This window comes from Micromonospora sp. L32, from assembly GCF_052068055.1.
GTDB lineage: Bacteria > Actinomycetota > Actinomycetes > Mycobacteriales > Micromonosporaceae > Micromonospora > Micromonospora purpureochromogenes.
In genome coordinates, this window is sequence record NZ_JBQHDD010000011.1 from 79,273 (window position 1) to 104,238 (window position 24,966).

Consider the following 24,966-nt stretch of genomic DNA (forward strand, 5'->3'; position numbering starts at 1 on the left):
TTTCGCGCCCGACTCAACCGGTGCTGCGCTCGGCGTGCAGGGAGACCCGCCGCAGCAGGTCGGCCAGGAGTCGGCGCTCGTCCGGGGTGAGCACGCCGAGCAGGCGGTGCTCCTCCTGGCCGATCACCTCGATCGCCGCATGCCAGGCGGCGCGCCCGGCGTCGGTCAGCTCCACGTCGACCCGGCGCCGGTCCACCGTCGACGGGATGCGCCGCACGAAGCCGCGTCGCTCCAGGGCGTCGAGCCGGGCGGTCACCGAGGCGGGGGCCATCGCCATGTCGTCGGCCAGCTCGCCGGGGGTGGCCCGGCCGCGCCGCCCGGCGAGGGCGTGCAGGGTGTCGTACTCGTGGGCGGGCAGGCCGAGCTCGGCCAGGGAGCGGTCCTTCACCGTGCGCAGGTGCCGGGTGAGAACGGACATCCGGGTGACCGCCCCCTCGACATCGGGGTCGAGTTCCGGCAGCACGGGCAGCCAGCGCTCGATGTGCCGATCGGTGCGGTCGCGTGCCGTCATGCCGGCCACTGTACGTCGACAGCTAAATATTCGTTGACGAAATGTTCGGCGTCGAAATAAGTTGTCGGGGTGACTCATCCCCTCCGCGTACGCTCCTTCCGGCTGCTGTTCCTCAGCCGTACCGTCTCCGGCCTGGGCGACGCGGTCGTACCGGTCGCCCTCGCCCTGGCGGTGCTCCGCGCGACCGGCTCCACCGGCTCGCTGGCCCTGGTGCTGGCCTGCGCGCTGGTCCCCCGGCTGCTCCTGCTGCCCCTGGGCGGCGTGGTGGCCGACCGGTTCCACGCCCAACGGGTCGCCGTGACCACCGACCTGGTGCGCTGCGCCGCCCAACTGGTGGTCGGGGTGCAACTGCTCGCCGACGCCCCGTCGCTGACCCTCGTGGCGGTGGCCGCCGCGGTCGGCGGCGCCGCCTCCGCCTTCGCCATCCCCACCGCCGCGCCGCTGGTCGCCGGCACCGTCGAGGCCGACGGGCGGCAACGCGCCAACGCCCTGCTGGGGGTGACCGCCAACGCCAGCCGGCTCGCCGGTCCCGCCCTGGCCGGCCTGCTGATCTGGGCCGCCGGCCCCGGCTGGGCGTTCGTCCTCGACGGGATCTCCTTCGCCGTCAGCGCCCTGCTGGTGGCCGCGATCCGGGTCCGGCACGTGCCGGTGCCGCACCGCTCCCTCGGCACCGACCTGGTGCGCGGCTGGCGGGAGGTGCGCGCCCGGGACTGGTACTGGACCAGCCTGGTCGGGCACGGCGTGTGGAACGGCGCCGCGGCCGTGCTGATGACCCTCGGCCCCGCGGTCGCCGTCGACCGCCTCGGCGGCGAGGGCGTGTGGGTGCTCATGCTCCAGGGCGGGGCCGTCGGCATGCTGGCCGGTTCGCTGGCGGCCGGCCGGTTCCGGCCCCGGCGGCCCGTCCTGGTCGGCAACCTGGCCCTGGCCACGTACGCGGTCCCGCTGGTGTTGCTGGCCGCCGCGGCGCCCGCCCCGGCGGTGATCGCCGCGTACTGCCTCGCGCTGACCGCGCTGGGCTTCCTCAACCCGGTCTGGGAGACCGTCGTGCAGGGGCAGTTCGCGCCCGAGGTGCTCGCCCGGGTCACCTCGTACGACTGGCTGATGTCGCTGGGCGCGATGCCGATCGGCTACGCGGTCGCCCCGCTCGCCGCCGGAGCCTGGGGCGCGTCCGCGCCGCTGGCCGGGGCGGCGCTGCTGGTCGCGCTCGCCTGCGCCGGCACCGCCGCCGTGCCCGGCGTACGGCGGCTGACCTGGCCCGCCGCCCCGGCGGCGGAGCGGGCCGGGGCGGCGGTGGGCTGACCGGTCAGAGCGCGTGACCGGTGGTGGCGTCCACGTGCTCGGGGACCTCGTCGTGCCGGTCCCCGACACTGGACGTGCCGGACGGCTCGAACATCAGGATGGACGCCCCGTCCAGCGAGGACGGCCGGTGCGACGTCCCCCGCGGCACCACGTACACCGCGCCGCGGGGCAGCACCACCGTCCGCTCGTCCTCGCCGTCGCGCAGCGCGATGCGCAGCTCGCCGTCGAGGACCAGGAAGAACTCGTCGGTGTGGTCGTGGACGTGCCAGACGTGCTCCCCGGCCACCTTGGCGATCCGTACGTCGTAGTCGTTGACCCGGGTGACGATCCGCGGGCTCCACAGCTGGTCGAAACCGGCCAGCGCCACCGCCAGGTCGATCGGCTCATCGCTCATCGGCCCATCCTGGCACCGCCGCGCTCGCGCGGGTGTCCCCCCGCAGGGCGCGCGGGTGTTCCCGCAGGGCTCAGAGGAAGCGGTGCATGATGTGCAGGCCGACCCGCTTGCCGTCCGGCAGCGCGAACGCCTCCGGCACGGTGCCGATCACCGTGAACCCGAGCCGCCGGTACAGCTCCACCGCCCACGTGTTGGACTCGGCCACCGCGTTGAACTGCATCGCCGCGTACCCCTGCCGGCGGGCCCAGTCCAGGGCGTACTCGACCATCGCCCGGCCGACGCCGCGGCCCCGCGCGTCGGCGGACACCATGAAACTGGCTGTGGCGACGTGCGCGCCGGGCCCGGGCTTGTTCGGGCCGATCTTCGCCGTGCCGAGGACCCGGTCACCGTCGAGGGCGACCACGGTGACGCCCGGCGGTGCCTCCACCCACATGGCGCGTGCCGACTCCTCGGTCAGCCCCGGGTCGTAGACGAAGGTGTCGGCCGCGACGACGACCTCCCGCACGATCGACCACACCTGCGGCCAGTCGGCGTCGGCGAACTCTCTGATCAGCATTGGAGCAAAGCTAACCGCAGCGTGGCCGCCACGCCAACCGGGTTCGACGGTGCCGAACCGTGACCGGTACGGGACAGCGCGGCACGCACCCGAGCGGTCACCATGGGAGCGTGGCCGTACCCGTCACCGACCGCCCGGACGCGGCAGCTCCCGCCGGGCCGCCGCCACCCGGACCCCGCACGAAGGGGCCATGGCTGGTCGCCGGCGTGGTCACCGTCGTGCTGCTGGCGCTCGCCCACCGGTACGGCTACCACCGCGACGAGCTGTACTTCCTGCTCTGCGGTCGGCACCTGGACTGGGGCTACGTCGACCAGGGGCCGCTCGTCCCGGCGCTGGCCCGGGCGATGGACACCCTCGCCCCGGGCAACCTCGTCGTGCTGCGTACCCCGTCGGCGCTGATCGCCGGCGCCGCGGTGCTGCTGGTGGCGGCGCTGGCCCGCCAGTTCGGCGCCGGACGCGGCGGGCAGCTCCTCGCCGCCGGCACCGCCGCGGTGGCCGGGGTCGTCCTCGCCACCGGGCACCTGCTCAGCACCACCACCGTGGACCTGCTGGTCTGGCTGGCCGCGGCGTACTGCGCGGTCCGGGTGCTGCGCGGCGACCCGCGCTGGACGCTCGGCCTCGGCGCGGTACTCGGCGTCGGGATGCTCAACAAGCTGCTGCCCGCGCTGCTCGGCGTGGGCCTGCTCGCCGGGGTGGCGATCGCCGGGCCGCGCCGGCTGCTACGCGACCGGTGGGTGCTCGCCGGCGTGGCGCTGGCCGCGCTGCTCGCCGCGCCGAACCTTGCCTGGCAGGCCGCGCACGACTTCCCGCAGCTCGCGGTCGCCTCGTCGATCGCCGACGGGGACAGCTCCTACAGCGGCCGCCTCGACTCGGTCGTGCTGCAACTGCTCATCATCAGCCCGATGGCGGTGCCGATCTGGGTCGCCGGGCTGATCGCGCTGCTGCGCCACCCCCGGTGGCGAGCCTTCCGGGCGCTGGGCTGGGCGTGGCTGGTGGTGTTCGGCATCGTGCTGGTGGCCGGCGGCAAGGGCTACTACGACGCGCCGCTGCTGCTGGTGCTCACCGCCGCCGGCGCGGTCGTCACCGTCGACTGGGCTCGTACCGTGCCGCGTCGGGTCCTGCTGGCCGCCGCCGCTGTCGTCGCGGTCGCCGGCAGCGCGGTGCTGCTGCTGCCCACGCTGCCCGCCGACCGGCTGGCCGGCTTCGTCGTCGAGGTCAACTACGACGCCGGGGAGACCATCGGCTGGCCGGCGTTCGCCGACTCGCTCGCCGCCGTGCACCGGGGCCTGCCGCCGGAGCAGCGGCAGCGCGCGGTGATCCTCACCGGCAACTACGGCGAGGCCGGCGCCGTCGCCCGCTACGGTCCCGCACGCGACCTGCCCCGCGCCTACTCCGGGCACAACAGCATGGCCGAGTTCGGCCGGCCGCCCGCCGACGCCGACGCCGACACCGTGATCGCGGTCGGCTGGGACCGCCCCGACCAGCTGCGCGGCTGGTTCCGGCAGGTCACCCTCGCCGGTCGGGTCGACCAGCGCGTCGACGTGGACAACGACGAGAACGGCGGCCCGATCTGGCTCTGTCAGGGCCTGCGGCGCCCGTGGGACCAGATCTGGGAGCAGGAGGTACGCCACGCCGGCTGAGCGGGGTACCGCCGGAAATCGTCAGACCGCCGTCGCCACCACCACGAACTCGCCGTCGTCCCCCGCGCCCACCGGTTCTCCCTGCCAGCCGCCGTGGATCCGCTGCACCCGGAAACCCGCCTGCGCGAGCGAGCCCCGCAACTCCCCCTCGGTACGGAACCGCAGCACCGCGTCGCCGCGCAGCTCACCGTCGGCGAAGCCGAAGTGCCGGGTGAACCGCACGACGCCGTCCCGCGCGTCGGTCACCTCGGTCCAGGTGACCACGACGGAGCCGTCCGGCAGACGGACCGACCGGCGCGAGTCGACCCGGTTCCACCGCTCCCAACGCCGGTCGGCCGGATCCCGGGAGTCGAAGAGCAGCCGGCCACCCGTACGCAGCGCCCGACGCAGCGCGGCGAGGACCCGCCGCCACTCGTCGTCGTCCACCACGAACTGCGCCACGTGGCTGGTCATCACCGCCACGTCGTACGCCCCGCCGGGCAGCACCTCCGCGCCACCCTCGATCCAGGTGACCCGGTCCGCGCCGGGCTTGGCGCGGGCCGCGTCCAGTGAGGCGCGGGCCGGGTCGACGCCGGTGACGGTGTGCCCGGCGGCGGCCAGGGCCAGCGCCAGCCGGCCGGTGCCGCAGCCGAAGTCCAGCACCCGGGCCGGGTCGACGCCGACCTCGGCGAGGAAGAAGTCGTCGTCGGGGCCCCACGGGCATTCGACGTCGTAGACCGCGACGAGACGGGGATCGGTGAACTCCGCATTGCGCACCGCCGCACCTATCCCACGGGGCCAGCGGGAGCAAACCGGAAGTGGATCCCGTTGGGAAGGGCGTCATGCGTCAGCCCGGTGATGTCGCTGAATTCGCTGAGCCGAGCGAGGGCCACGTCGGCGGTCAGGGTGTCGCTCAGCGACACGGTGATGCCGGCGAAGTGCAACCACGCGTCTGCGGCGACCGATTCGAGTCCCAGCCTGTCCAGGTCACCGGACACGTTCACCCGGACCTGGATGGCCAGATCGCGCTGCTCCAGTATCTGCAGCTGGATCGCGTCGTAGCGGTGGTGCGCGAAGTAGTAGACACTGGCCTCGCCCGGCTCGGCGAATCGTGAGCTGCTGGCACTCCGGCCTGCCATGCTGCGCCACCCGTCCGCCTGGATCGGCAGCCACTCGAGGTCGAGGGTGAGTGGGCTGCTCCCATGATCGCGGGACACCGGCTGGAAGGGAAAGTGGAAGCTCCAGGTCAGCTGCGGTGGCAGTCCTAGCGTCCGGTTCTCGAACAACAGCCCCCGCCACTCACCGCCCTCGGCCGGAACGAAATCGCTGCGGTCCAGGGCGTCCTCGTCACCTGCCTCGTCGATCATCGGTGCAGTCTGCCACCGCAGCGAAGCAAGCGTGACCCGGCTCGTGCCGTCCCAACTCCCGTGACCGCCTGGCAACGTCGCTGTTGAACGACATGTGGTCTTCAGTCGGTACGACGCCGATCTTCAGTGATCGATCGCTGGTCATGGTTGGCCGCGCAGGTGGTGTAGGCGTCCACGTCCGCCGGGTACGGGGCGGACGGTGAACTAACTGGATCTTTCAACGGTCTCGTCCAAGCGTGGGCAGACCGCCGCGGACGATCTGCGGACGGGGTGGTTGCCGCATCGCCGTCCGTGCCGGGGGCGGCAGTAGGCGGTCGAGTTCGCGGAGTTCTTTCAGCGCTTGCTTCCGGACGGCGTGGCAGTCCGGGCAGATCGGGTCGGTCGTGATGCGCCGCTTATAGACCGAGGCGGCGGCGGGCAGCGGTAGCTCGCACATCACCTGGTCACCCGGACCACGCGGGACGTCGCGCTGCTCTCCACCGAGGTCCGCACGGCCGTGCCGGACGCGATGACCGCCGGAACGGCGATCCTCGTCGGGCTGGGCGCGATGCTGCTGCTGGACCCGCGCGTGGCCGTTCCCGGCCTGGTCGGTGTGCCGCTGGTGTGGCTGGTGGCGCGCCGTTACCTCGCACGGGCGGGCGGCGCGTACCTACGGGAGAGCTCGGCGTACTCCCGGATCACTGACGGCCTCGCCGAGACAGTCGACGGTGCGCGCACGGTCGAGGCGTTCGGCCTCGCCGACCGCCGCGTGCGGCGGGCGCGTCGCGACGTCGCGGAGGCGTCCGCCGCCGAGCGGTACACCCTGCGGCTACGCACGGCGTTTCTGCCCTGTCTCGACACCGCGACCATGGTGCCCGTGGTGCTCACCCTGCTGATCGGAGGCTACCTGCACGCCGCCGGTCTGGTGGGGGTGTCGACCGTGACCACGGCGACGCTCTACGCCCACCAGCTCATCCAGCCGGTCAACCTGCTGCTGGGCCGGCTGGAGGACCTTCAGCTCGGCGGCGCTTCGATGGCCCGGCTGCTCGGGGTCCGACCCCGACGCCGCGATGGCGGGTCGGCGGCCACGCCGCCGGGCGAAGAGTGGGTGATCCAGCTCCGCGGGGTCCGGCACGCGTACCAGCCGGGCCGCGACGTTCTGCACGGGGTGGACCTGGAGATACGGCCGGGTGAGACGTTGGCCGTCGTCGGTCCGTCCGGTGCTGGAAAGAGCACGCTGGGGCGGCTGATCGCCGGACTTGAAGCGCCCCGCGCCGGTGCGGTCACCGTCGGCGGCGTGGCGCTGACCGCGCTGCCCCCGGACGAGCTGCGCAGGCGAGTCGTCCTCGTCCGGCAGGAGTCCATGTGTTCGCCGGTACGCTGCGGGAGAACGTCAACCTGACCCGGCCCGATGCCGCGGATCACGAGATCGAGAACGCGTTGCGCGCCGTGGGCGCCTGGGACTGGGCGCAACGGATCGGGATCGACACACGGGTCGGCGCCGGAGGCGTCGACCTTTCCCCGGCTCAGGCGCAGCAGGTGTCACTGTCCCGCGTCGTCCTCACCGATCCGGCCGTCGTGGTGCTGGACGAGGCCACCGCCATGCTCGATCCCCGCGCCGCCCGGGACCTCGAACGGTCGCTCGCGGCGCTGATCACTGGCCGCACGGTCGTCGTCATCGCGCACCGACTCGACACCGCTCGACGGGCCGACCGGGTGGCCGTCCTGCTGAATGGCCGGATCGTTGAATTGGGACACCATGACGCCCTGGTCGAGACGGATGGTCCGTATGCGGCGCTGTGGCGAGCTTGGAGCGCCGGTCCCGCCCGGGATGATCCGAGTCCCGCACCGCGGCCCTCCCGACAACGTGGCGGCCCGACCGACGTTCGTCTCGACGGTCCCGGCTCGTGACCCACCTCGGCCCGGGGAGTCGATGCCGTCTCGCTGCGGGTCTGCTCTGACGAGCCGCGCCTCAGTTCGTGTCGGCCGGCACGCGGTCCTGCCCGGTCACCGACGCGACGGGCAGGAGTCGGGGGCGGCCCGGGCGCACCGCGCCGATCGCGATGCCGGCGATCACGAGAACGGCCGCGACGACGGTGACCATGGTGACCGGCTCGTCGCGGAAGAGCGCGGCGGCCGCCAGGCCGAAGACCGGGATCAGCAGTGCGTACGGGGCCACCGGGGTGGCCCCGTGGACCTTGATGAGGTGACCCCACACGGCGTACCCGAGCAGGGTGGCCACCCAGGCGACGTACACGGTGGCCGCGGCGCCGGACGGCGTCATCGACCGCAACGCGGCCAGGTCCTTCCCGGCTCCCTCGAACAGCAGCGAAAGCACCAGCAGCGGCACCGGAGGGACCAGACTCACCCAGACCATGAACCGGAACATGTCCGGAGGGCTCGCCCGTCGGGTGGCGACGTTGGACAACCCCCAACAGACGGCGGCGACAATGACGAGTAGGAAGCCGACGACCGGTGCGGTGGCGCCGAGGCGCAGCCCGACCAGGACGATGCCGGCGGCCGCGATCGCCATGCCGCCCAACTGCGCCACTCGAGGCTGCTCGCGCAGCAGGACTGCGGCGAAGAGGACAGTGAAGGCGGCCTGACTCTGCAGCACCAGCGACGCCAGCCCGGGCGGCATGCCGATGTGCATCCCGATGAAGAGGAAGCTGAACTTGAGCACGCCGAGCACGATCCCGACGATGACCACCCACCGCCATGCCACCCGTGGCGGACCGACGAAGAAAACTGCGGGAACGGCCGCCAGGAGGAAACGCAACGCGGAAAACAGCAAGGGCGGGAAATCGTCGAGCCCCACGTCGATGACGACGAAGTTGACTCCCCAGATGGCCGCGACGAGAACGGCAAGTAAGACGTGAGCGGGCTTCATTCTGCTGTCTCTTTCACGGTGGTCACCTGAGGGTGAACAAAACCACAGAACGTCCCCGTCCGCCAGCGAGACCTGCTAAACGAATGCCATTAGCATGGCTTAATGCTCGATCTCGGCCGGCTCCGGGCCCTGCACGCTGTGGCCACCTACGGCTCAATCGCCGCCGCCGCCACGGCCCTCGGCTACACCCCGTCGGCCGTCTCCCAGCAGATCGCCAAGCTGGAGCGGGAGGTACGCACCGAGCTGCTCGACCGCCAGGGCCGGCGGGCGGCCCTGACCCCGGCGGGACGGCTGCTTGCCGAGGCGGCCCGAGACGTGCTGGCGGCGCTCGAGCAGGCGGAGGCCCGGTTGGAGGGGCAGCGGGGCGTTCCCGCCGGCCGCCTGGTGCTGGCGGCCTTCCCGACCGCCTGTCGGGGCCTGCTGCCGGAGGTCGTCGCGGAGTTGGCCGAACAGCACGCCGAACTGGACATCCGACTATGGGAGATCGACCCGTACCGGGCGGTTGACCTCGTCGTGGAGGGTGAGGTCGACGTCGCGGTCGTGCACGACTGGGACAACACCCCGCTGATCCTGCCGGGGACGCTCCGCGCGGAGACCGTCGGCGTCGACGTGGCGGACGCGGTGCTGCCGGCCGGCCACCCGCTGGCCGCTCGTGCCGCGCTGGACGTGGCCGACCTGACCGACGAGCGGTGGGTCAGCCAGCACCCGGGCTCGATGTGCCACGACTGGCTGCTGCGCTCCTTCGCCGAGCAGGGGCGGCGGCCGGACGTCGCCTACCAGGTCGACGAGTACCAGTCCCAGATGGCGGTGGTGGCGGCCGGTGTGGGGGTCGCGCTGGTGCCGAGACTCGGCCGGGGGGCTGTGCCGCCGGGGGTGCGGGTGGTGCCGCTGCACCCGGCCACCTCTCGGCGGATCATCGCCATCTGGCGGCCGCAGAGCACCCTCCGCCCCGCCGTCGCCGCGGCGCTGGCGGCGCTGCGTCGGCGGTGGCCCGACCCTTCGCCGCGGCCGGGCGCCGACCTGACCCGGGCCGCCCGCTGAACGGCCGCGCGCGAGCCGGCGGCGGCGAGTCAGATATGTGACGGCGCTGCCGGCCAAGCCCGGGCACCGAATGTCCGAGCACACAATTTCCCGTTCACCTGCCCTCAATACACTGCGGCGTCATTCAATGCGGTTGCGCCGGCTCAAATCGTGAGACGACGGGTTGACGTTTCCCGGACCGTGCCCCAAGGTGATCCCGAGCCGGATAGCCAACGGGGGTGTTGTCTGGACGAGACCGTGCGCGATGTAAAGCGCGGCGTGGTTCGGGTAAACGATTTCTGACTTTCTGATTGTGCCGCTCGGTGGAGTGCGGCCGCAGAATCCCTTCATCGCGCCACCTTCCGCTTCTCCTGCCCGGTGGCCCGCCCGAGCCCTACCACCACTCGCAACCACCTGGAGCGCGTTCCTGCGCGCGCCCGTGTCCGCCGGGCACGCGCAGGCGATGACGCGCGTCCTCATCCTGTAGAGAGGAAACGACAAGATGGTCATCGAGACCCCGCAGCGGTCCGCCGTGGACACGCTCCGTCGGGACGCCCTCGCCGAACTCAGGTCGGTGCTCTCCGCCGCCGACTTCGCCGGGGCCGCGCGGTGCGCCGTACGCCTGCATGCCGCCCTGCCCCATCAGTCCACATTGGAGCGAAACGTCGTGCTGGTGGCGTACGGCGGCGGCAAGGACAGCTCCTACACCCTCACCTTCGTGCGGGCGATGCAGCTCATCCTGTTTCAGATCCACGGCGCCACCTTCCGGATGCGGGTGGCCACCAACCGGCACGCCGGCATGCCGCGCGCGGTGATGGAGAACATCGACCGCGCGTACCGGGCGCTCTCGCTCTCCGCCGACCCGGACTGCGAACTGCTGCTCATCGACGGCACCACCGTCTCGGTCTTCGACGTGGACCTGCCCCAGAGCCCCGCAGTGATCGAACGCAACCGGGTCGACATCCTGATGACCGGGCACCGTACGGCCGGGGATGCCCGTCCCACCTTCTGCAATGCCTGCAACCTGAGCATGGTGAACTCATTCGGCCTGGCGGCGGCGTACGGCGACGGCGTGGATCTGATCATCACCGGCGACTCGCGCCGGGAGCAGCGCGACTACGTCCTCTGGGTCAACCGACTCGCCCGCCGTTTCGGCCTGCAGCCGCCGACCGGGGAGCGGCAGGGCTTCAAGGGATTCCTGGGCTCACTCAACCGCATCGCCGGGGCCTACTTCACCGACATCCACGGTGCGGAGGCTCAGCAGACCGTGGCCGAGCACGCGATCACCACGGACGTCCACCCGGATCTGCAGTTTTTCTCGATCTACGACGACACCGCCTACGCCGCGGGCGAGCACTGGGAACTGCTCACCGAGTTCCTCGGCTTCGTCTTCGACGACATCGCCTTCAGCTTCACCGAGTCCGACTGCGGCAACCCCTCCCTCATGGCGCACCTGCGGGCGCTGAAGGCCGAGCGGTGCCACGGCCGCTCGTACGCCGAGGGCCTGCTGGAATACGTCGAGTTTGCCGTGTCCCTGATGCGGCGCAAGGAGTTCCCCGAGCGCCTGGTGACCATCATGCAGGAGCGCTACACCATGCCCGGCGCGGTCGAGCGGATGCGCGCGGCGATGGACGCGTACGCCTCGGAGGCGTATGGCCTGACCGAAGAGCAGTTGGTGGCGATGGTGCATGCGCCGTTCGCGGAGAAGGGCGTGGGCCTGGCCCGGTACCTGGCCGCCGAGCAGCCCGACCTGGTCGGTGAGGCCTCGCGGATCCACGAGCTGCTGGCCGCGGCCGACGACGAGGTGGCACTGACCGCCCGCCTGGAGCGGCTCAGTGGGCTGACCCTGGCCCAGCTGCGAGTGCTCTACCGCAGTTCCCTGCGGTTGCCGTCGCTGCAACCCGCCGAGGGAGAGCTCATCGACGCCATCCTGTCCGGCGACCCGCACAAGGACGTCATCATGACCAGGCGCGAGGCGGGCGGCGATCTGGTTCCCGAACTGCTTTCCGGGCGATGAACCCGATGGGCGACCGGAGCGGCACCGACTTCGTGCAGGTCGGCGCCACCAGGGACGGGCTGGATCCGTATCTCGACCAGGCCCGGCAGCGGGGGATGCGGGCGGTACTTGTCGAGACGCCGGCCTACCTGCGGTGGCGCCGCGCACTCGGGCGGCGGCCGTTCGACGTCGAAATGGCGGTCGACCAGCCGCAGGACGTCGAGCGGGTGATCGCGGCGCTGCGCGGCCACGACGTCGCGCCGGCCCTGCTGCTGTGCGGCTTCGAGCGCTACGTCGGGTCCGCCTTCGCGGCGGCGCGCCGGTTGCGGGTGCCGCCGTGGCCGCGGGTCGGGGAGACGTTCCACCCGCTCGACAAGCTCCGCCAGCGCGAGGCCCTCGCCCGGCAGGCGCCCCACCTGCCGCAACCCGGTATCGCCCTCCTCGACCGGCACGGCCGCTGCGACGGGCCGGAGCTGTGCTATCCGCAGGTGGTCAAGCCGGTGGACGGCGGCGGCGGGCTCGGCGTCCTGCTGGTTGACGGCGCCGAGGAACGCGGCCGGGCTCTGGCCGCCATCGGCGCGCTGAGCAACTACGGCGGGGGGGCCTTCGGCGCAGTTGTGGCCGAGGAGTTCGTCAAGGGCCCGGAGGTGTCGGTCCAAGCCGTCGCCCACGACGGGCGGGCCGTGCTGGTGAGCGTCTGCGACAAGATCACCACGATCGAGCGGCATCCCGGTCCGGGTGGCGCCGAGCTGGTCAGCTTCCGGGAGGTCGGGCACGTCGCGCGCCATGGCGGCCTGGCCGATCCCGAGCTGCGGAGACTCACCCAGGCCGCGATCGACGCGGTCGGGTACCGGGAGGGGCCGTTCCACGTGGACGCGATCCGCGGCACCGCCGGGCCGGTCTTCCTGGAGATGGGCTTCCGGCTCTCCGGCGGCGGGCTGGTCGCACTCGTCGAGCGGGCGACCGGGGTGTCCTGGCCGTCCGTGGTGTTCCAGGCGCACCTGGACGGTCGGCCGCCGCGTCTGCCCGCACCACCAGCCGGCCGGCGCGGCGTTGCCGGGCAGGTCGCCGTCACCGCGCCGGCCGAGTGGGACGCCGCGCGGGCCCTGGACACCGCGCGGCTCGGCGTGGACCTGAGGCCGGCACCGGTGCCCGCCGCGGATGCACCGGCCGCCGCGGACCGGGCCGCTCTCGGCTCGGACCTGCTGCGACACACCGGGGCACTGGGTCGCGTCGTCGTAACCGGGGACCACGTCGACGAGGTCCGGGCCGCCTTGGAGTCCCTGGTCCGTCATCGATTGCGAGGTTGATCAACGTGTGCCGTCTGCTGCTCGCCACCGGTCGCTTCGACGCCGGTCAGGTGCTGGAGGCCGCCGTCGACATGGCCTGCGGCCGGACCGCCGACCACGAAGGGCCGATCTTTCGTCACCCCAACGGCTGGGGCGCGGTCTGGCGCGACCCCGACGGTTCCGGGCGGTTGCGGGTCCACCGTGACGTCCGGCCCATCGAGGAGAGCTTCCAGGACTCACCCCTGGTGGACCTGCGGACTGACGTGCTGGCCATCCACACCCGGCACGCCACCATCCCCACCAAGCTCGGGCTGGAGTTCACCCATCCGTTGGAGCGGGTCGACGTGGTGCCCTGGTACTTCATGCACAACGGCTTCCTGCCTACCGTGCACCTGCGGCTGGGACTGAGCGACTCCGTCTTCGACTCGCGGGAGTACTTCGACTACATCGTGCCGGCGGAGGCCCGAGCGCTGGACCCTGTCGCCACGCTCGCCCTGCTTCGGGACATCCCCGTCGGCGGCAGCTCCGGCAACGCCTTCGCGGTGAACCCGTACGCCGCCTACGTCATCCACTGGACGCCGCCGCAGGAGGCGCGGCCGCGCTACTTCGGCATGTCCCGCCTGGACACGGCGGCGGCGACGTTCGTCTCCTCGGAGATCCTGCCGCAGTTCGCGTCGGCCGCGGACTGGCGTCCACTCCCCGCCGACCACGTTCTCGAGATCCCCTTCGCCCCGACCGCTCGTGTCGCGCACCTCGGAAAGGACACCCACCATGCCCACGTCTGACACCTGGGACCGCGTTGTCGTCGACGTCCGTGAGCAGCGGCCGGACCCGGCACTGCTCCGTGACCTGGTCAATGGCCGCGCCGCCGTCGTCGTCCTGCGGGGACTTTTGCGGGAGGACGCGTTCACCCGCAACCTGGCCCGCGTCCGGGAGCTGTTCGGCAGCGCCTCGACGACGCAGTACGTCAACGGCACCCTCACCACCATCGGCCCCTACCTGAACAAGTACCTGGATGACCTGGACGGCTACTTCCAGGCCGCCAAGGAGTCCGAGACGATGCTGGCCGAGGCCTCCTTCGACCTGGCGGCACGAACCCGGCAGGAACTCCGGGAGCAGTTCGGCCTGCAGAGCCTGGAGCCGGCGCGCGAGCCTGACGGACGCGAGTACGCCGGCTCGGTGGTGCGCATTCACGCCGACGGTGTACGCAACCCGCTGCACAACGACAACATCATGCGTGATGCCCGCAACGTCGACATCGTCCTCCGGGACCTCGCCTACCAGCTCAGCTGCGTGGTTTGCCTTCAGGAGTGCACCAGCGGTGGCGAGCTGTGGATGTACCGCAAGCCGTGGGAGGCGACCGACGAGCAGCACAAGATCCCGGGCCACCTGGGGTACGACGAGCAGGTGGTGGCCGGCGTGCCGGCACACGAGTTCAAGCCCCGCACCGGCGACGTGTACCTCATCAACCCGACCCGTTACCACGCCATCGAGCGGGTTTCCGGCACCGACCGGCTGACCATGGGCTTCTTCATCGGCTTCGCCGACGACGCCCTCGACTCGGCGGTGGTGTGGGGATGACCCGGCCCATTGACGACGCGACCCGCGCCCACGCGTCGGCCGCGGACCGGCTGCTGGCGCTGCTGGACTGCGGCGGTGCCCGGTACCGGCTGATCACGCACCCGCCGGAGGGGCGTACCGACCTGGCCAGCAGGTTGCGGGGGCACCCGGTGGAGCAGGCCGCCAAGTGCATCGTGGTGCGGACCAGGATGACCAAGAAGGTGTCCCGGTACGTGCTGGCCGTCGTACCGGGGGACCGGCGGGTCGACCTGGAGCGGGTCTGCCGACTGCGCCAGGCCCGGGAGGCCGTCTTCGCCGACCGGCAGACCGCGGAGCGGCTGGCAGATGCGGTCAGCGGCGCGATCATCCCGTTCAGCTTCGACCCCGGGCTGGAGTTGGTCGTCGACCCCGACCTGCTTCGGCACCCGGAGCTGTTCTTCAACGCCGCCACACTGGACCGCTCGGTCGCCCTGCACACCGACGACTACGTCCGCCTGGCACGGCCGGTGCTGCACCCGATCGCCGAGCCGCTGCCCCGTTGTCCGCCGGCCGAGACCGCACCGGCGGGAGCCGGGGTCGGCTGACGCCCGCGGACGCATCAGCTCGGCCCGCACCGGGGGTTGATACCGGGTGACCACGTCACTGTTTCTGGTTGGGTTCGCCGGGAGGCTCGAACCCCTTCGGTCTCGACAGAGCCTCGGGGTTCAAGTCCTTCCGGCGCCCGCGCCAGGCCCCGGCAGGATGCTCGTCCTTCCGGGCAGCGGTCGCTGCTGGCACATGGGAGTGCCAGGCGGGCACCCGCTCATCCCGGCCGATCACCGATCCACGCCGTCGGGAACTCGTCGGCCAGGCCGACCAGGCCGAGGACGGTGGCGGTGATCCGGGACGGGTTGCGTACGAGCAACGCACAGCCGTCCGAGGCGGCCCTCCGCCGTACGGTCAGCAGCGCGGATATCCCGGCGGCGGAGAAGAAGCTCACCCCGCTCAGATCGAGCACGAGTACCGGCGGCGGTTGCCCGCCCATGACGTCTTCGACGTAAACCACCTGGTCCCGGTGCCGGAAGTCGCCACCCTGGCCGAGCTCAACGAGCGGATCGCACTCATCGACCGCGCCGAGGACGAGCGGCGGCTGGAGCACCGAGTGCGCACCATCGGGCAGGACTTCGGCGTCGAGCAGCCACTGCTGGCGCCGCTACCTGTCGAGCCGTTCGGGGCTGGCCGGCAGCTGACTCCGAAGGTCAACCGTTACGGGTTGATTGGGGTGCGCTCGTCGTTCTACTCGGTTCCGGCGCGGTTTATCAGCCAGACGGTGCGGGTGATGTTGCACGCCAGCGAGGTGGTCGTGTTCGACGGACGCACCGAGATCGCCCGTCACGAGCGGTCGGTGACGAAGAGTTCGCAGACCTTGGTGTTGGACCACTATCTGGAGGTGCTGCTGCGCAAGCCCGGTGCCCTGTCGGGCTCCACCGCACTAGCGCAGGCCCGCGAGACTGGCGTGTTCACGATGGCCCACGAGGCGTTCTGGGCGGCGGCGAAGAAGGCCCACGGCGACGCCGACGGGACCGCGCTTTGATCGACGTGTTGCTGCTGCATCGCCGGCTGCCCGCTGCGGACGTCATCGCCGGCATCACCCTGGCCCTGTCAGCCGGGGCCACCAGCGCCGACGTGGTGGCCGTCGAAGCGCGGAGGGCCCGGCAGGTCAGCCAGTCCGTTCCCTCTGGCGACGCCGACGCTGCCGCGGGCAGCAGTGAACAACGGCGGGTCGTCAGCCTCACCGAACGGCGCCTGGCCGCGCTGCCGAAAGACAGCCGGCCGCTGCCCTCGGTCGCCCACTACGACCAGCTGCTGCGCCTCCGGCGAGCAGGACAGCCACCACCGTCGCAAGGAGCCGTCTCGTGAGCCGAGCCCGCCGCCCCATGACCGAACCCGCCGCCGAAGCCGCGATCGACCAAGCCTGCCGAGCACTGCGGCTGCCCACCATGCGCACCCGCGTCAACGACCTGGCCACCGCTGCCGAGAAGGAACAACTGTCCTACCGCGGGTTCCTCGCCGAACTGCTCATCGCCGAGTGTGACGACCGCGACCGGCGCCGCTCCGAACGACGCATCAAGGCCGCCGGCTTCCCCCGGCAGAAGTGGCTGAGCGACTTCGACTTCGACGCCAACCCAAACATCAGCTCAGCGATGATCAATACCTTGGCCACCTGCGGCTGGGTCCGCAACGGCGAACCGCTCTGCCTCGTCGGCGACTCCGGCACCGGCAAGTCCCACCTGCTCATCGGCCTGGGCGCCGCCGCGATGGCCGGGTTCCGGGTCCGTTACGTGCTGGCCGCGAAACTGGTCAACGAACTCGTCGAAGCCGCCGACGACAAGATCCTCAACAAGACCATCGCCCGCTACGGCCGCGTCGATCTGCTCTGCATCGACGAACTCGGCTACATGGAGCTCGACCGGCACGGCGCCGAGTTGCTGTTCCAGGTACTGACTGAACGCGAGGAAACCAACTCGGTGGCGATCGCGTCCAACGAGTCGTTCTCCGGCTGGACGAAAACCTTCACCGACCCTCGCCTCTGCGCGGCGATCGTCGACCGGCTCACCTTCGGCGGCAACATCATCGAGACCGGCACCGGCTCCTACCGCCTCGCCCACGCTCACCAGAAGAACCTGGCCATGGCCGCGGACTGACCCACGCCATGAGCGACCCGACCATCCCCACACCTGCCGAACGGGCCGCGCTCAACGCCGCCCTGCTCGCCACCGGCACTGAGACCGGTTTCTGGGACGACACCGGCCGCCCCGCACCCTGGCCCGACGACATCGACGAATGGACACCCGCAACAGAGCAGCCACCCCCCGCGCACCCCAGCGTGAGCGATGCTGTTGCCTTCTGAGGATCACCGATCTGAGGAAGGGGCGCCCGCGCGTCATCCAAGGGCACGTATCAGTGCCGGGGCGGCCGCCGCGTCGGCTGCCAAAATCGCTGTCCGGTCGTCGGAGCACAGTGATAGAAAGCCGGGGTGCACAAAATTCTCACGTTCCCTGATCAGCTGCGGCTGATCAACGAACGGTCGGCCGCCTTCCGCGCTGCGGTCGCCGCGGCACCCAGCCTCGACGTTCAGATGCCGACCCATCCCGAGCGGACGCTGTTCGATCACGTGCAACACGTGGGCATGGGTCGCCGCAAGGCAGCCGCCATCGTCACCGCCGGGCCCGCGGACGCTCCGCCGGAGGAGTCCGCATGGGGAGGCGGCACGGGTGCACCTCGGGAGCGCGAGGCTCTCCTGGCCTGGTGGGTCGAGTCCGTCGAGCACCTGGCGAGCGTGCTGCGCGAGGCGGGCCCGGATCGCGGTTGCTGGACATGGTGGTGGGACTCGCCGTCACCGCAGACCTCCGGGGCCTGGGCGCGGCGCCAGCTCCACGAGATCGCGGTGCACACCTACGACGTCCAGCTCACCGGGGGTGCCCCGCAGCCGATACCGGAGGAGATCGCCCTCGACGGTTTCGACGACTGCCAGTTCACCCTCTGCGCAACGACGGTCGCCTGGCCACACGAACCCGCCGTCGTCGATTACCACGCCACCGAGGGCCACTCCTGGCGCCTTCGGCTGTCCCACGACGGCGCACAGGTCGCCCACCTCACGCCCGCTGCCGGCGAGGACTCCGACACGGCCGATGCCTCCGCCCAGGGCACGGCCAGTGACCTGGTCCTGTTCTTCTACGGCCGCATACCGCTGGATTCGCTGAAGTTCGAAGGCGACCGTCGTATCTTCGATCAGCTCGTAGCCTGGGACCCGTCCGTGTGACAACCGACGACACGCCATCTCCTGCGCCCCGAGGCCGAGGCCGCAGCGAAGTCGCAGGTATCCGGCTCGGGTGGCTACGCTCGTGAACAACGTTGATGTGCTCGTCCTGCACGGATCGCCAGGCTCGGGAAAGTCCACCCTGTCGGGCGCCATAGCGGACCTGCTGCGTGAGTCCGGTTTGGCGAACGCGGTGATCGACCTCGATGACCTCACCATGGTCTACCCGCACCCCGAGCGGTCTTTCGCGCTCAACAATCTCAGGGCAATGTGGCCCAATTGCGCGACTATTGCGGACCTGCGGCTCATCATTCCCAGTGTCATCGCGGACGAGGACGAACGGGTGCAGCTTCGCGCTGCCGTGCCGGGCTCACGGTTTGTCGTCTGCGAGCTGACCGCCCCTGAGACGGTCTTGAAGGAACGGGTCACCGCACGGGAACCGAACGAGTACTGGCGCAGCCGGCTACGCAACTTCGTCGATCTCTACCAGCAGCGGAGCGATCTTGCGAGGATCCGAGACTTTCAAGTGTCGACCCACGCAAGGCCTGTTGCGGAGGCAGCTCGCGAAGTCATCGAACAGGTCGGATGGCAGCTTCGGCCCGAAGCCGAGCGCCTACATACCTAACGCACAGTCACTGATCTGAGTTCCTGCGGCAAACCGGGGTGGGGCCAAATCGGGCCGTCACACCATCGCACGCCTCCACCGCGATGGGGCCACCACAGACCGTCCGAGCCGGGCCACCGCAAGCCGTCAGAATCAGGCGGTCGCCGCAGCGACTTGATCGTGGTCGAGAACGAGCTGAACTGCCCAACAACGACCGCCCGTTCCGCCGTCGTGGCTCATCTGCCTGTCCTGTGCAGCTGGTGGGCCGGCCAGCAGGGCGTCGCTGCGCTACCTCGTGGCCAACACCGACGGTCGAACCAACCCTGGGGCCGGGCTGCTGTTCGTCATCCCGGGGCCCACCACGACACTCAGGGTGAACGGCCGGGCCTGCGTCTCCACTCGCCCCGAGCTGCTGTCGCAGCTGACCGCCGTGGGCAAGCCACCGGCCAGTGCGCTGGTGCTGGGCATCGAGGAGGTCTACCCGCACTGCCCCAAGGCGCTGCTGCGCGGCGGGGCCTGGAAGCCGGAGCAGTGGCTGCCGGCGGACGCCCAGCCGACCTCGGCCGAGGTGACGCTGGCCCAGCTGCGGATGCCGGCGCTGACGATCGCCGACATCGAACAGGTGGAGGCGGACTCGCTGAAATACCGCTACGAGTGACGGGCCGCGGACCCACCGCCGTGCGCTGAGGCCGAGGTCGGCGCAGGGCGGTGGGTCCGTCGTCGCGTCCTATTCCTCCGGCTCCCAGGCGATCAGCTGGTCGAGGACGCGCCGGTCGCCGTCGAGCCGCAGCGAGTCCATCGGAATGCGGCCGTAGCAGAACATGACCAGCTCATTGGCCGTGCCCCGGGCGGAGACATAGGCCGCCTCCGGGCCCTCGCCGGCGACCGGCGTGGGGAGGCGGGCGGTCCGGGCGCCGTCGGCGGAGAACCAGAGCCGCCAGGAACGGCCCTCGGTGGCGTGGTAGTCGATGACCGCGGGCTTGTGCGGCCACGCGGCCGTCGTCGCGACGCAGGTGGTCAGGAACTGGTCGACACCGTCGAGGGCCACCTCGTCCGGCAGCGGCTGCGGGGCGCCCACGGCGACCTGGGCGTCGTAGGTGTGCACGGCGATAGGAAGCAACAGAACAGACATTATGATGCATCGCCGCTTTGCCCGTTACGTCCAGCCTGAATACTGGAATATCGTTACCGGTTATTCAATAAACCGAAAGCCCTGCTGACTGGCGGGCTGTAGAGGTTCCTGGCAGCGCCAGCCCAACAAAGGCCAAGCCCTGACCCAACTGCGCGCCGTCGGGCACGACGTTCTATGACGGGTGTGGCTTGCGCCTCCGGTATCCGGCATGGTTCGGGGATGAAGCCGGGCGGGCCGGGTGGCCCGCCGCGGCTACATCCCCGCTAGTCCCCGGCCACCACCGTGAAGGTGAATCCGGCGCTCGTCGGACGGCGCAGCGAAATGTCGCACTTGATCCGGCGCAGTACCTCGTTCCTGCTGAGGCCCAGCCCTTGCGCGATGAGTCGTTCCGGGCGCACCGGTACCGGATCCTCGAAGACGACCTCCACCTGGACCGGCCACGCCTCGTCCGGCCAGGCCGGCGGGGTGTCCAACCGCCAGGCCCCCGTCCAGTCCAGGGTGAAGCGGTTGCGCCGGGCGAGCAGCGGATCCAACAGCCGGGACGCCACCAGTTCCGGATCGTTGACGCCGTAGCCGTGGAGCTCGGCCGGATCGAAGGATCTGACCGGCGCTCGCTCGTGGACGGTGAGCTTGCTCGTCCGGTCGCAGGACACGCAGCGGACCAGCAGCCACACGTCCAGCAACTTGCCGTTGGCGTTGACGCGGAATTTGCCCTCGCCGGTGGTGGCCGACTCCGACCGGCAGTCCACGCACCGCAACGACAGCAGAGGCAGCCTGGTCCGACGAACGACCCAGGGCAGCACGATATGAGGTTGTGAAGACATGATCTCTCTCTCTGGACCTGACACGAGGCCGATTACGCGCGCGGCCTCAGACGCTGTACGACCGGGCGCACAAGGGCAGCCCGGCAGAACCGACGGAGAGCGTCGGCTACAGGTGAGCGGAAAAAGGTGTCAGGTCTACAGAGCAGGCGGGGTCACGCGTTTTGTCCTCTGTCCTCACAGCGACGGGCCGCAGGCACCCTATGGGAACGCGGAAGGAGGGCTCAAACGGTTTTCGACCGAGACTTCGTCAGCCCGGGGAGAGGACGCAGAACTCGTTGCCCTCGGGGTCGGCGAGGCACCGCCAGGACACATCGCCCTGGCCGACGTCGGCGCCGGTGGCACCGAGAGCCTCCAGCCGGGCCACCTCCGCCGCCTGATCATCACCGGGATACGGCTTCAGGTCGAGATGGACGCGGTTCCACACGGTCTTCACGGGCGTGCGAAGGAACTCCAGATACGGCCCGACACCCTTGGCCGAGCGCAGCACCGCATGATCATCGGTCACCTCGTGCAGGGTCCAGTCCATCGCCTCGCCCCAGAACCGGGCCATGGCCCGCGGATCCGCACAGTCGACCACCACCGCGGCGATCGGCCCGGTATCCCGGTAGATCTCCCGAGGCTCCAACACGCAGAACACGTTGCCCTCCGGGTCGGCCAGAACCGTCCACGGGACATCGCCCTGGCCCACATCCGCGGGCGTCGCACCGAGATCCATCAGGCGCGCGACCAACTCCGCCTGATGGGCCGCAGAGGTGGTGGCGAGATCGAGGTGCACGCGGTACTTCACGGTTTCGGGGTCCGGCACGGTGACCTATGCCCGGTGGATGAGTGGATGAACCAGCCAGTGGGCCATCCGCCACTCCCGGTCGGAGGAGGCCAACCGTACGGCCGGCGCCCGTGACGGGGTGCGGTCAGCGCGAGCGCCGCCACGGAAAACGCCAGCGGCGGCGCCGGGCCGGGCGGCCGGCGGTGGTCGCCGGCTCGGTGGCAGCGGCCAGGACAGCCGCCGAGCGCTGTTCCCGGTCGGCCCGCCAGCGTCGTACCGTCTCGTCGACGTTGACCGGCCGGACCACCACCCGGGGGCCGGTCGGGGTACGCAGCCAGGCCACGATCTCGGTGTTCAGCGCGGCCACGTACGCCCGGACGGACTCCTCGGTGGGCAGGTCACGGACCTCGTCGGGGACCTGCTCGACCCGGCGGCGCAGTTGCAGCGGCGTCGGCAGCAGCAGATCGCTGGGCAGGGCCTCCCGCTCCAGGAAACTCTTGATCCACCACGACTCGTCGTAGGGGGCGCCGCGGCCCGGGATCGGCTTGCCCATGCCGGGCAGGTTGTCGAAGTCGCCGCGCTCCACTGCGGTGCGGATCTGCGCCTCGACCGCCGCTTCCCACGCGTTGCTCACGTCACCCACCTCCCCGAACCACGGTATCCGCCGTACCGCCGAGGTTCAGCGCCCCGGCGCGGCCGGGCATTCCCCGCCGGCGGGTGGTGGCGGCCGGAGCGTAGATTCCCGGCAGGGTCGACGCGGGGCGGAGGAGGGCAGCGTGCGGGACTGGCTGATCGGGCTCGGTGTGGCGGTGGCCTGCCTGCTGGCCAGTTGGGCGCTGCTGGTGCTGCTGGCCCGGCGGCTGCCGCCGGGCATCCTGCGCGATCTGGCCGCGTTCATCCCCGACTGTCTGACCACGGTCCGCCGGCTGCGCGCCGACCCCCGGGTCCCCCGCAAGGCGAAGATCGCCATCGTGGTGGCGGGCCTCTGGCTGGCCAGCCCGATCGACCTGATCCCGGAGTTCCTGCCGGTGATCGGCCCGCTGGACGACATCGTGGTGGTCGCGCTCGCGCTGCGCTACGCGGGCCGGCAGGTGCCGCGTGAGGTGCTGCTCGCCGCCTGGCCCGGGGAGCCGCGCCTGCTGCTGCGGCTGCTCGGCCCGCCCGCCACGCCGCCGGCCTGATCCCCGCCGGAGACGATCAGTCCCGCCGGCGCACGTGGCGGTGCCCGTCACCCGGGTACGGTGGCCGGGCGGGCAGCACCTCCACGAACGGGTACCCGCTCTTCTCCGCCACCCGGCAGGACGCCGGGTTGTCGACCTCGTGCAGCAGCTCCAGCCGGGTCAGTCCGGTGGCGGCGAAGCGGGTGAACGCCCAACGGCTCACCGCGTCCACCGCACGCGGGGCCACCCCGCGGCCCCGGGCCGCCGCGGCCGTCCAGTAGCCCACCTCAGCGTCCGGCCGTCCCGGCGTGACGTCCTTGAGCAGCACGCAGGCGACGAGCCGCTGCCCGCCGTCGACCGGGTCCGTCTCGCAGACGGCAAAGCAGAAGCGGCGGCCGGCCGCCCAGCCCTGCCGGTGCCGCGCCACCCAGCGGCGGGCGTCGGCGGCGGTGCGCACCGGGCGCCGGGTGCGCGCCCGCAGTTCCGGATCGCGGTAGATCTCCAGCAGCGCGTCGACGTCGTCGTCGCGCCACGGGCGCAGGACCAACTCGGCGGTGGACGTGGTGGCGGGCACCCGCAGGACGACGGACATCACAGCAGTGTCACCGCTGAACGGGCCGGCGCAAAGATGCGGTGCGCACGGCGCAGCGGTTCCCGGCGTAGGGTCGGGGCGGACACGGGAGGGGCGGTGCGGCGATGGTGACGGTGGGCGCGCTGGTCGGGATCGGTCTGGTGGCGCTCGGCCTGGTGCTGACGCCCGGGCCGAACATGGTCTACCTGGTGTCCCGGTCGGTGACCCAGGGCCGCCGCGCCGGGCTGGTCTCCCTGCTCGGGGTGGCGGTCGGTTTCCTGGTCTACCTGGCCGCCGCGGTGGCCGGCATCGCCACGGTCTTTGTGCTGGTGCCGCCGCTGTACACGGCGGTGAAGCTGGCCGGCGCGGCGTACCTGCTGTGGCTGGCCTGGCGGACGCTGCGCCCAGGCGGGCAATCGGCGTTCACCCCGACGCCGCTGCCGCCGGACCGACCGCGCCGGCTGTTCACCATGGGCCTGGTCACCAACCTGCTCAACCCGAAGATCGCCATCCTGTACGTGTCGCTGCTGCCGCAGTTCGTCGACCCGGCGCGCGGCCACGTGGCGGTGCAGAGCCTGCTGCTCGGGCTGACCCAGATCGTGATCGCGCTGACGGTCAACGCCCTGATCGTGCTGACCGCCGGTTCGGTGTCGGCGTTCCTGCTCCGCCGGCCGGGTTGGGCGCGGGCGCAGCGGTACGTGATGGGCACCGTGCTGGCCGGCCTCGCGGTGCGCATCGCCGCCGACCGCTCCCGGGCCGCCGTCGCCACCGGCTGACCCGTCCCGGCCGCCAGGGTCGGCGCTGACCCTCAGAGGGCGTCCGGTCGGCGCAGCGCCGGGTGCCGCTCGCCGAGCCGTGCGTGCCAGGTCGGGGCGTCCTCGCGCAGCGTGGTGTCGATGCGCAGCCGCGCCCACTCGTCCAGGTCCGGCAGGTCGTCCGGGGCGAACCAGCCCACCTCGGTCGACTCGTCGCCGTCGGCGCGCGGCTCGCCACCCACCGGCGCGCAGCGGAACCAGACGTTGAGGTACTCGCAGACGTCGCCGTTGGGATAGACCACCGGGTGGGTGGCGACGCCGCCGACCCGCTCGACCCGGACCCGCACGCCGGTCTCCTCGAAGACCTCCCGCACGACGGCGTCGGCCGGCTGCTCGCCCGGGTCGACGATGCCGGCGGGCACCGACCAGCGGCCGTTGTCGCCCCGCCGGGCCAGCAGCACCCGCCCGGCGTCGTCGCGTACCACGCCGCTGACGCCGGGCAGCAGGAGCAGGTCGTGGCCGATGTGGGCGCGCAGCCTGGTCACGTACGAGGGGACGGGCACCGGCACACGCTAGCCGGTGGCGTCGCGGTGCCGGCGGACCATCCCGGCGGCCAGCGGCGCCGCGTCGAGGTCACCGGCGGCGATCCGGCCGGCGACGGCGCCGGGCCCCTGGGCGTACGCGCTCTGCCTCGCCGCCGGCGGGTTCGTCGCCTCCACCGCCGGGCAGAGCGTCACCCAGCCCGACGCGGCGCTGGACGCGATCCGCTGGGGCTTCGGGCTGCTGCCCGCCGCGGCGATGCTCGCGGCGCTGCTGCTGCAACGCCGCTACACCCTGGACCGCGCCGCCCGCGCCGGGGACTGACCGTCCCGACG

Annotated in this window: 32 protein-coding genes and 1 pseudogene; 20 read left to right on the forward strand and 13 right to left on the reverse strand. The window is 71.6% G+C overall.

The annotated features are described in order from the left end of the window. Positions 1-13: 13 nt before the first annotated feature. Positions 14-511, reverse strand: a complete 498-nt coding sequence (locus tag ACTMTB_RS26040) for a MarR family winged helix-turn-helix transcriptional regulator (RefSeq protein ID WP_441148844.1) — start codon at positions 509-511, stop codon at positions 14-16. Between the two features lie 69 nt (positions 512-580). On the opposite strand from ACTMTB_RS26040, the gene ACTMTB_RS26045 reads away from it, so the two are divergent. Next, positions 581-1,810 carry an MFS transporter gene (locus tag ACTMTB_RS26045; RefSeq protein ID WP_441148845.1) on the forward strand — a complete coding sequence of 410 codons (1,230 nt, stop codon included), beginning with the start codon at positions 581-583 and terminating at the stop codon, positions 1,808-1,810. A gap of 4 nt (positions 1,811-1,814) precedes the next feature. Here ACTMTB_RS26045 and ACTMTB_RS26050 read toward each other — a convergent pair whose 3' ends face one another. Continuing rightward, the gene (locus tag ACTMTB_RS26050; RefSeq protein WP_441148846.1) at positions 1,815-2,204 is read right to left on the reverse strand and encodes a cupin domain-containing protein; all 390 of its coding nucleotides are present in this window, start codon (positions 2,202-2,204) and stop codon (positions 1,815-1,817) included. Positions 2,205-2,274: 70 nt separating this feature from the next. Then, complete coding sequence (locus tag ACTMTB_RS26055; protein WP_441148847.1) at positions 2,275-2,760, reverse strand: N-acetyltransferase family protein; 486 nt, start codon at positions 2,758-2,760, stop codon at positions 2,275-2,277. A 110-nt stretch (positions 2,761-2,870) separates the two neighbouring features. Between ACTMTB_RS26055 and ACTMTB_RS26060 the strand changes: the two genes are divergently transcribed. Then, a complete protein-coding gene (locus ACTMTB_RS26060; protein WP_441148848.1) occupies positions 2,871-4,400 on the forward strand; it encodes a glycosyltransferase family 39 protein in 1,530 nt (509 codons plus the stop codon). Between the two features lie 21 nt (positions 4,401-4,421). Here ACTMTB_RS26060 and ACTMTB_RS26065 read toward each other — a convergent pair whose 3' ends face one another. Both ACTMTB_RS26065 and ACTMTB_RS26070 read right to left on the reverse strand, forming a co-directional pair. After that, positions 4,422-5,156 (reverse strand): class I SAM-dependent methyltransferase, encoded by a 735-nt coding sequence (locus ACTMTB_RS26065; protein WP_441148849.1) that lies wholly within the window; start codon positions 5,154-5,156, stop codon positions 4,422-4,424. Between the two features lie 8 nt (positions 5,157-5,164). Beyond that, positions 5,165-5,746 carry a hypothetical protein gene (locus ACTMTB_RS26070; RefSeq protein WP_441148850.1) on the reverse strand — a complete coding sequence of 194 codons (582 nt, stop codon included), beginning with the start codon at positions 5,744-5,746 and terminating at the stop codon, positions 5,165-5,167. 439 nt (positions 5,747-6,185) lie between these two features. Between ACTMTB_RS26070 and ACTMTB_RS26075 the strand changes: the two genes are divergently transcribed. Then, positions 6,186-7,127 (forward strand): ABC transporter transmembrane domain-containing protein, encoded by a 942-nt coding sequence (locus tag ACTMTB_RS26075; RefSeq protein ID WP_441148983.1) that lies wholly within the window; start codon positions 6,186-6,188, stop codon positions 7,125-7,127. Further along, positions 7,091-7,636 carry an ATP-binding cassette domain-containing protein gene (locus ACTMTB_RS26080; RefSeq protein ID WP_441148851.1) on the forward strand — a complete coding sequence of 182 codons (546 nt, stop codon included), beginning with the start codon at positions 7,091-7,093 and terminating at the stop codon, positions 7,634-7,636. The genes ACTMTB_RS26075 and ACTMTB_RS26080 overlap by 37 nt, the downstream gene beginning before the upstream one ends. Before the next feature lie 61 nt (positions 7,637-7,697). Here the strand turns inward: ACTMTB_RS26080 and ACTMTB_RS26085 are convergent, their stop codons facing one another. Further along, positions 7,698-8,615: an EamA family transporter gene (locus ACTMTB_RS26085; protein ID WP_441148852.1), complete on the reverse strand. Its 918-nt coding sequence runs from the start codon at positions 8,613-8,615 to the stop codon at positions 7,698-7,700. Positions 8,616-8,717: 102 nt separating this feature from the next. Here ACTMTB_RS26085 and ACTMTB_RS26090 point away from each other — a divergent pair, with 102 nt between their 5' ends. The 6 genes from ACTMTB_RS26090 to ACTMTB_RS26115 all read left to right on the forward strand — a co-directional run bounded on the left by ACTMTB_RS26090 (position 8,718) and on the right by ACTMTB_RS26115 (position 15,064). After that, positions 8,718-9,656, forward strand: coding sequence for a LysR family transcriptional regulator (locus ACTMTB_RS26090; protein WP_441148853.1), 939 nt, complete (start codon positions 8,718-8,720; stop codon positions 9,654-9,656). Between the two features lie 481 nt (positions 9,657-10,137). Beyond that, positions 10,138-11,652 (forward strand): hypothetical protein, encoded by a 1,515-nt coding sequence (locus ACTMTB_RS26095; RefSeq protein ID WP_441148854.1) that lies wholly within the window; start codon positions 10,138-10,140, stop codon positions 11,650-11,652. A gap of 5 nt (positions 11,653-11,657) precedes the next feature. Next, positions 11,658-12,941 carry an ATP-grasp domain-containing protein gene (locus ACTMTB_RS26100; RefSeq protein WP_441148855.1) on the forward strand — a complete coding sequence of 428 codons (1,284 nt, stop codon included), beginning with the start codon at positions 11,658-11,660 and terminating at the stop codon, positions 12,939-12,941. Positions 12,942-12,946: 5 nt separating this feature from the next. After that, positions 12,947-13,705 (forward strand): class II glutamine amidotransferase, encoded by a 759-nt coding sequence (locus ACTMTB_RS26105; protein ID WP_357611695.1) that lies wholly within the window; start codon positions 12,947-12,949, stop codon positions 13,703-13,705. Beyond that, positions 13,692-14,501, forward strand: a complete 810-nt coding sequence (locus tag ACTMTB_RS26110; protein ID WP_441148856.1) for a 2OG-Fe(II)-dependent halogenase WelO5 family protein — start codon at positions 13,692-13,694, stop codon at positions 14,499-14,501. The genes ACTMTB_RS26105 and ACTMTB_RS26110 overlap by 14 nt, the downstream gene beginning before the upstream one ends. Beyond that, a complete protein-coding gene (locus ACTMTB_RS26115; protein WP_441148857.1) occupies positions 14,498-15,064 on the forward strand; it encodes a YbaK/EbsC family protein in 567 nt (188 codons plus the stop codon). The genes ACTMTB_RS26110 and ACTMTB_RS26115 overlap by 4 nt, the downstream gene beginning before the upstream one ends. A gap of 218 nt (positions 15,065-15,282) precedes the next feature. On the opposite strand, the gene ACTMTB_RS26120 is transcribed toward ACTMTB_RS26115, so the two are convergent. Next, on the reverse strand, positions 15,283-15,504 hold the full coding sequence (locus tag ACTMTB_RS26120) for an STAS domain-containing protein (protein ID WP_441148858.1): 222 nt from the start codon (positions 15,502-15,504) through the stop codon (positions 15,283-15,285). On the opposite strand from ACTMTB_RS26120, the gene ACTMTB_RS26125 reads away from it, so the two are divergent. The 7 genes from ACTMTB_RS26125 to ACTMTB_RS26155 all read left to right on the forward strand — a co-directional run bounded on the left by ACTMTB_RS26125 (position 15,493) and on the right by ACTMTB_RS26155 (position 19,541). Then, on the forward strand, positions 15,493-16,053 hold the full coding sequence (locus ACTMTB_RS26125) for a Mu transposase domain-containing protein (protein ID WP_441148859.1): 561 nt from the start codon (positions 15,493-15,495) through the stop codon (positions 16,051-16,053). The genes ACTMTB_RS26120 and ACTMTB_RS26125 overlap by 12 nt on opposite strands. After that, on the forward strand, positions 16,050-16,379 hold the full coding sequence (locus ACTMTB_RS26130; protein WP_441148860.1) for a transposase: 330 nt from the start codon (positions 16,050-16,052) through the stop codon (positions 16,377-16,379). Before ACTMTB_RS26125 ends, ACTMTB_RS26130 begins: the two co-directional genes overlap by 4 nt. After that, positions 16,376-17,164: an IS21-like element helper ATPase IstB gene (gene istB, locus ACTMTB_RS26135; protein ID WP_441148861.1), complete on the forward strand. Its 789-nt coding sequence runs from the start codon at positions 16,376-16,378 to the stop codon at positions 17,162-17,164. Before ACTMTB_RS26130 ends, istB begins: the two co-directional genes overlap by 4 nt. Before the next feature lie 8 nt (positions 17,165-17,172). Then, entirely contained in the window at positions 17,173-17,370 is a 198-nt protein-coding gene (locus tag ACTMTB_RS26140; RefSeq protein WP_441148862.1) for a hypothetical protein, read from the forward strand. 126 nt (positions 17,371-17,496) lie between these two features. After that, entirely contained in the window at positions 17,497-18,282 is a 786-nt protein-coding gene (locus tag ACTMTB_RS26145) for a maleylpyruvate isomerase N-terminal domain-containing protein (protein ID WP_441148863.1), read from the forward strand. 70 nt (positions 18,283-18,352) lie between these two features. Beyond that, positions 18,353-18,904 carry an AAA family ATPase gene (locus tag ACTMTB_RS26150; protein WP_441148864.1) on the forward strand — a complete coding sequence of 184 codons (552 nt, stop codon included), beginning with the start codon at positions 18,353-18,355 and terminating at the stop codon, positions 18,902-18,904. A 352-nt stretch (positions 18,905-19,256) separates the two neighbouring features. Beyond that, positions 19,257-19,541 carry a hypothetical protein gene (locus ACTMTB_RS26155; RefSeq protein WP_319462039.1) on the forward strand — a complete coding sequence of 95 codons (285 nt, stop codon included), beginning with the start codon at positions 19,257-19,259 and terminating at the stop codon, positions 19,539-19,541. Between the two features lie 69 nt (positions 19,542-19,610). Here ACTMTB_RS26155 and ACTMTB_RS26160 read toward each other — a convergent pair whose 3' ends face one another. The 4 genes and pseudogenes from ACTMTB_RS26160 to ACTMTB_RS26175 all read right to left on the reverse strand — a co-directional run bounded on the left by ACTMTB_RS26160 (position 19,611) and on the right by ACTMTB_RS26175 (position 22,239). Beyond that, a complete protein-coding gene (locus ACTMTB_RS26160) occupies positions 19,611-20,015 on the reverse strand; it encodes a hypothetical protein (RefSeq protein ID WP_441148865.1) in 405 nt (134 codons plus the stop codon). A gap of 263 nt (positions 20,016-20,278) precedes the next feature. After that, positions 20,279-20,764, reverse strand: a complete 486-nt coding sequence (locus ACTMTB_RS26165) for a DUF1062 domain-containing protein (protein ID WP_441148866.1) — start codon at positions 20,762-20,764, stop codon at positions 20,279-20,281. Between the two features lie 322 nt (positions 20,765-21,086). Beyond that, positions 21,087-21,638: pseudogene (locus ACTMTB_RS26170) on the reverse strand (VOC family protein); the annotation flags it as partial. Positions 21,639-21,750: 112 nt separating this feature from the next. Beyond that, a complete protein-coding gene (locus tag ACTMTB_RS26175) occupies positions 21,751-22,239 on the reverse strand; it encodes a DUF1992 domain-containing protein (protein ID WP_441148867.1) in 489 nt (162 codons plus the stop codon). 142 nt (positions 22,240-22,381) lie between these two features. Between ACTMTB_RS26175 and ACTMTB_RS26180 the strand changes: the two genes are divergently transcribed. Further along, the gene (locus ACTMTB_RS26180) at positions 22,382-22,786 is read left to right on the forward strand and encodes a YkvA family protein (RefSeq protein WP_280838691.1); all 405 of its coding nucleotides are present in this window, start codon (positions 22,382-22,384) and stop codon (positions 22,784-22,786) included. A 16-nt stretch (positions 22,787-22,802) separates the two neighbouring features. Here the strand turns inward: ACTMTB_RS26180 and ACTMTB_RS26185 are convergent, their stop codons facing one another. Continuing rightward, on the reverse strand, positions 22,803-23,357 hold the full coding sequence (locus tag ACTMTB_RS26185; RefSeq protein ID WP_441148868.1) for a GNAT family N-acetyltransferase: 555 nt from the start codon (positions 23,355-23,357) through the stop codon (positions 22,803-22,805). Positions 23,358-23,461: 104 nt separating this feature from the next. Between ACTMTB_RS26185 and ACTMTB_RS26190 the strand changes: the two genes are divergently transcribed. Beyond that, positions 23,462-24,112, forward strand: a complete 651-nt coding sequence (locus ACTMTB_RS26190; RefSeq protein WP_441148869.1) for a LysE family translocator — start codon at positions 23,462-23,464, stop codon at positions 24,110-24,112. Between the two features lie 32 nt (positions 24,113-24,144). Here the strand turns inward: ACTMTB_RS26190 and ACTMTB_RS26195 are convergent, their stop codons facing one another. After that, positions 24,145-24,654 (reverse strand): NUDIX hydrolase, encoded by a 510-nt coding sequence (locus ACTMTB_RS26195; RefSeq protein WP_441148870.1) that lies wholly within the window; start codon positions 24,652-24,654, stop codon positions 24,145-24,147. Positions 24,655-24,670: 16 nt separating this feature from the next. On the opposite strand from ACTMTB_RS26195, the gene ACTMTB_RS26200 reads away from it, so the two are divergent. Further along, positions 24,671-24,955 (forward strand): hypothetical protein, encoded by a 285-nt coding sequence (locus tag ACTMTB_RS26200; RefSeq protein ID WP_441148871.1) that lies wholly within the window; start codon positions 24,671-24,673, stop codon positions 24,953-24,955. Positions 24,956-24,966: the final 11 nt, after the last annotated feature.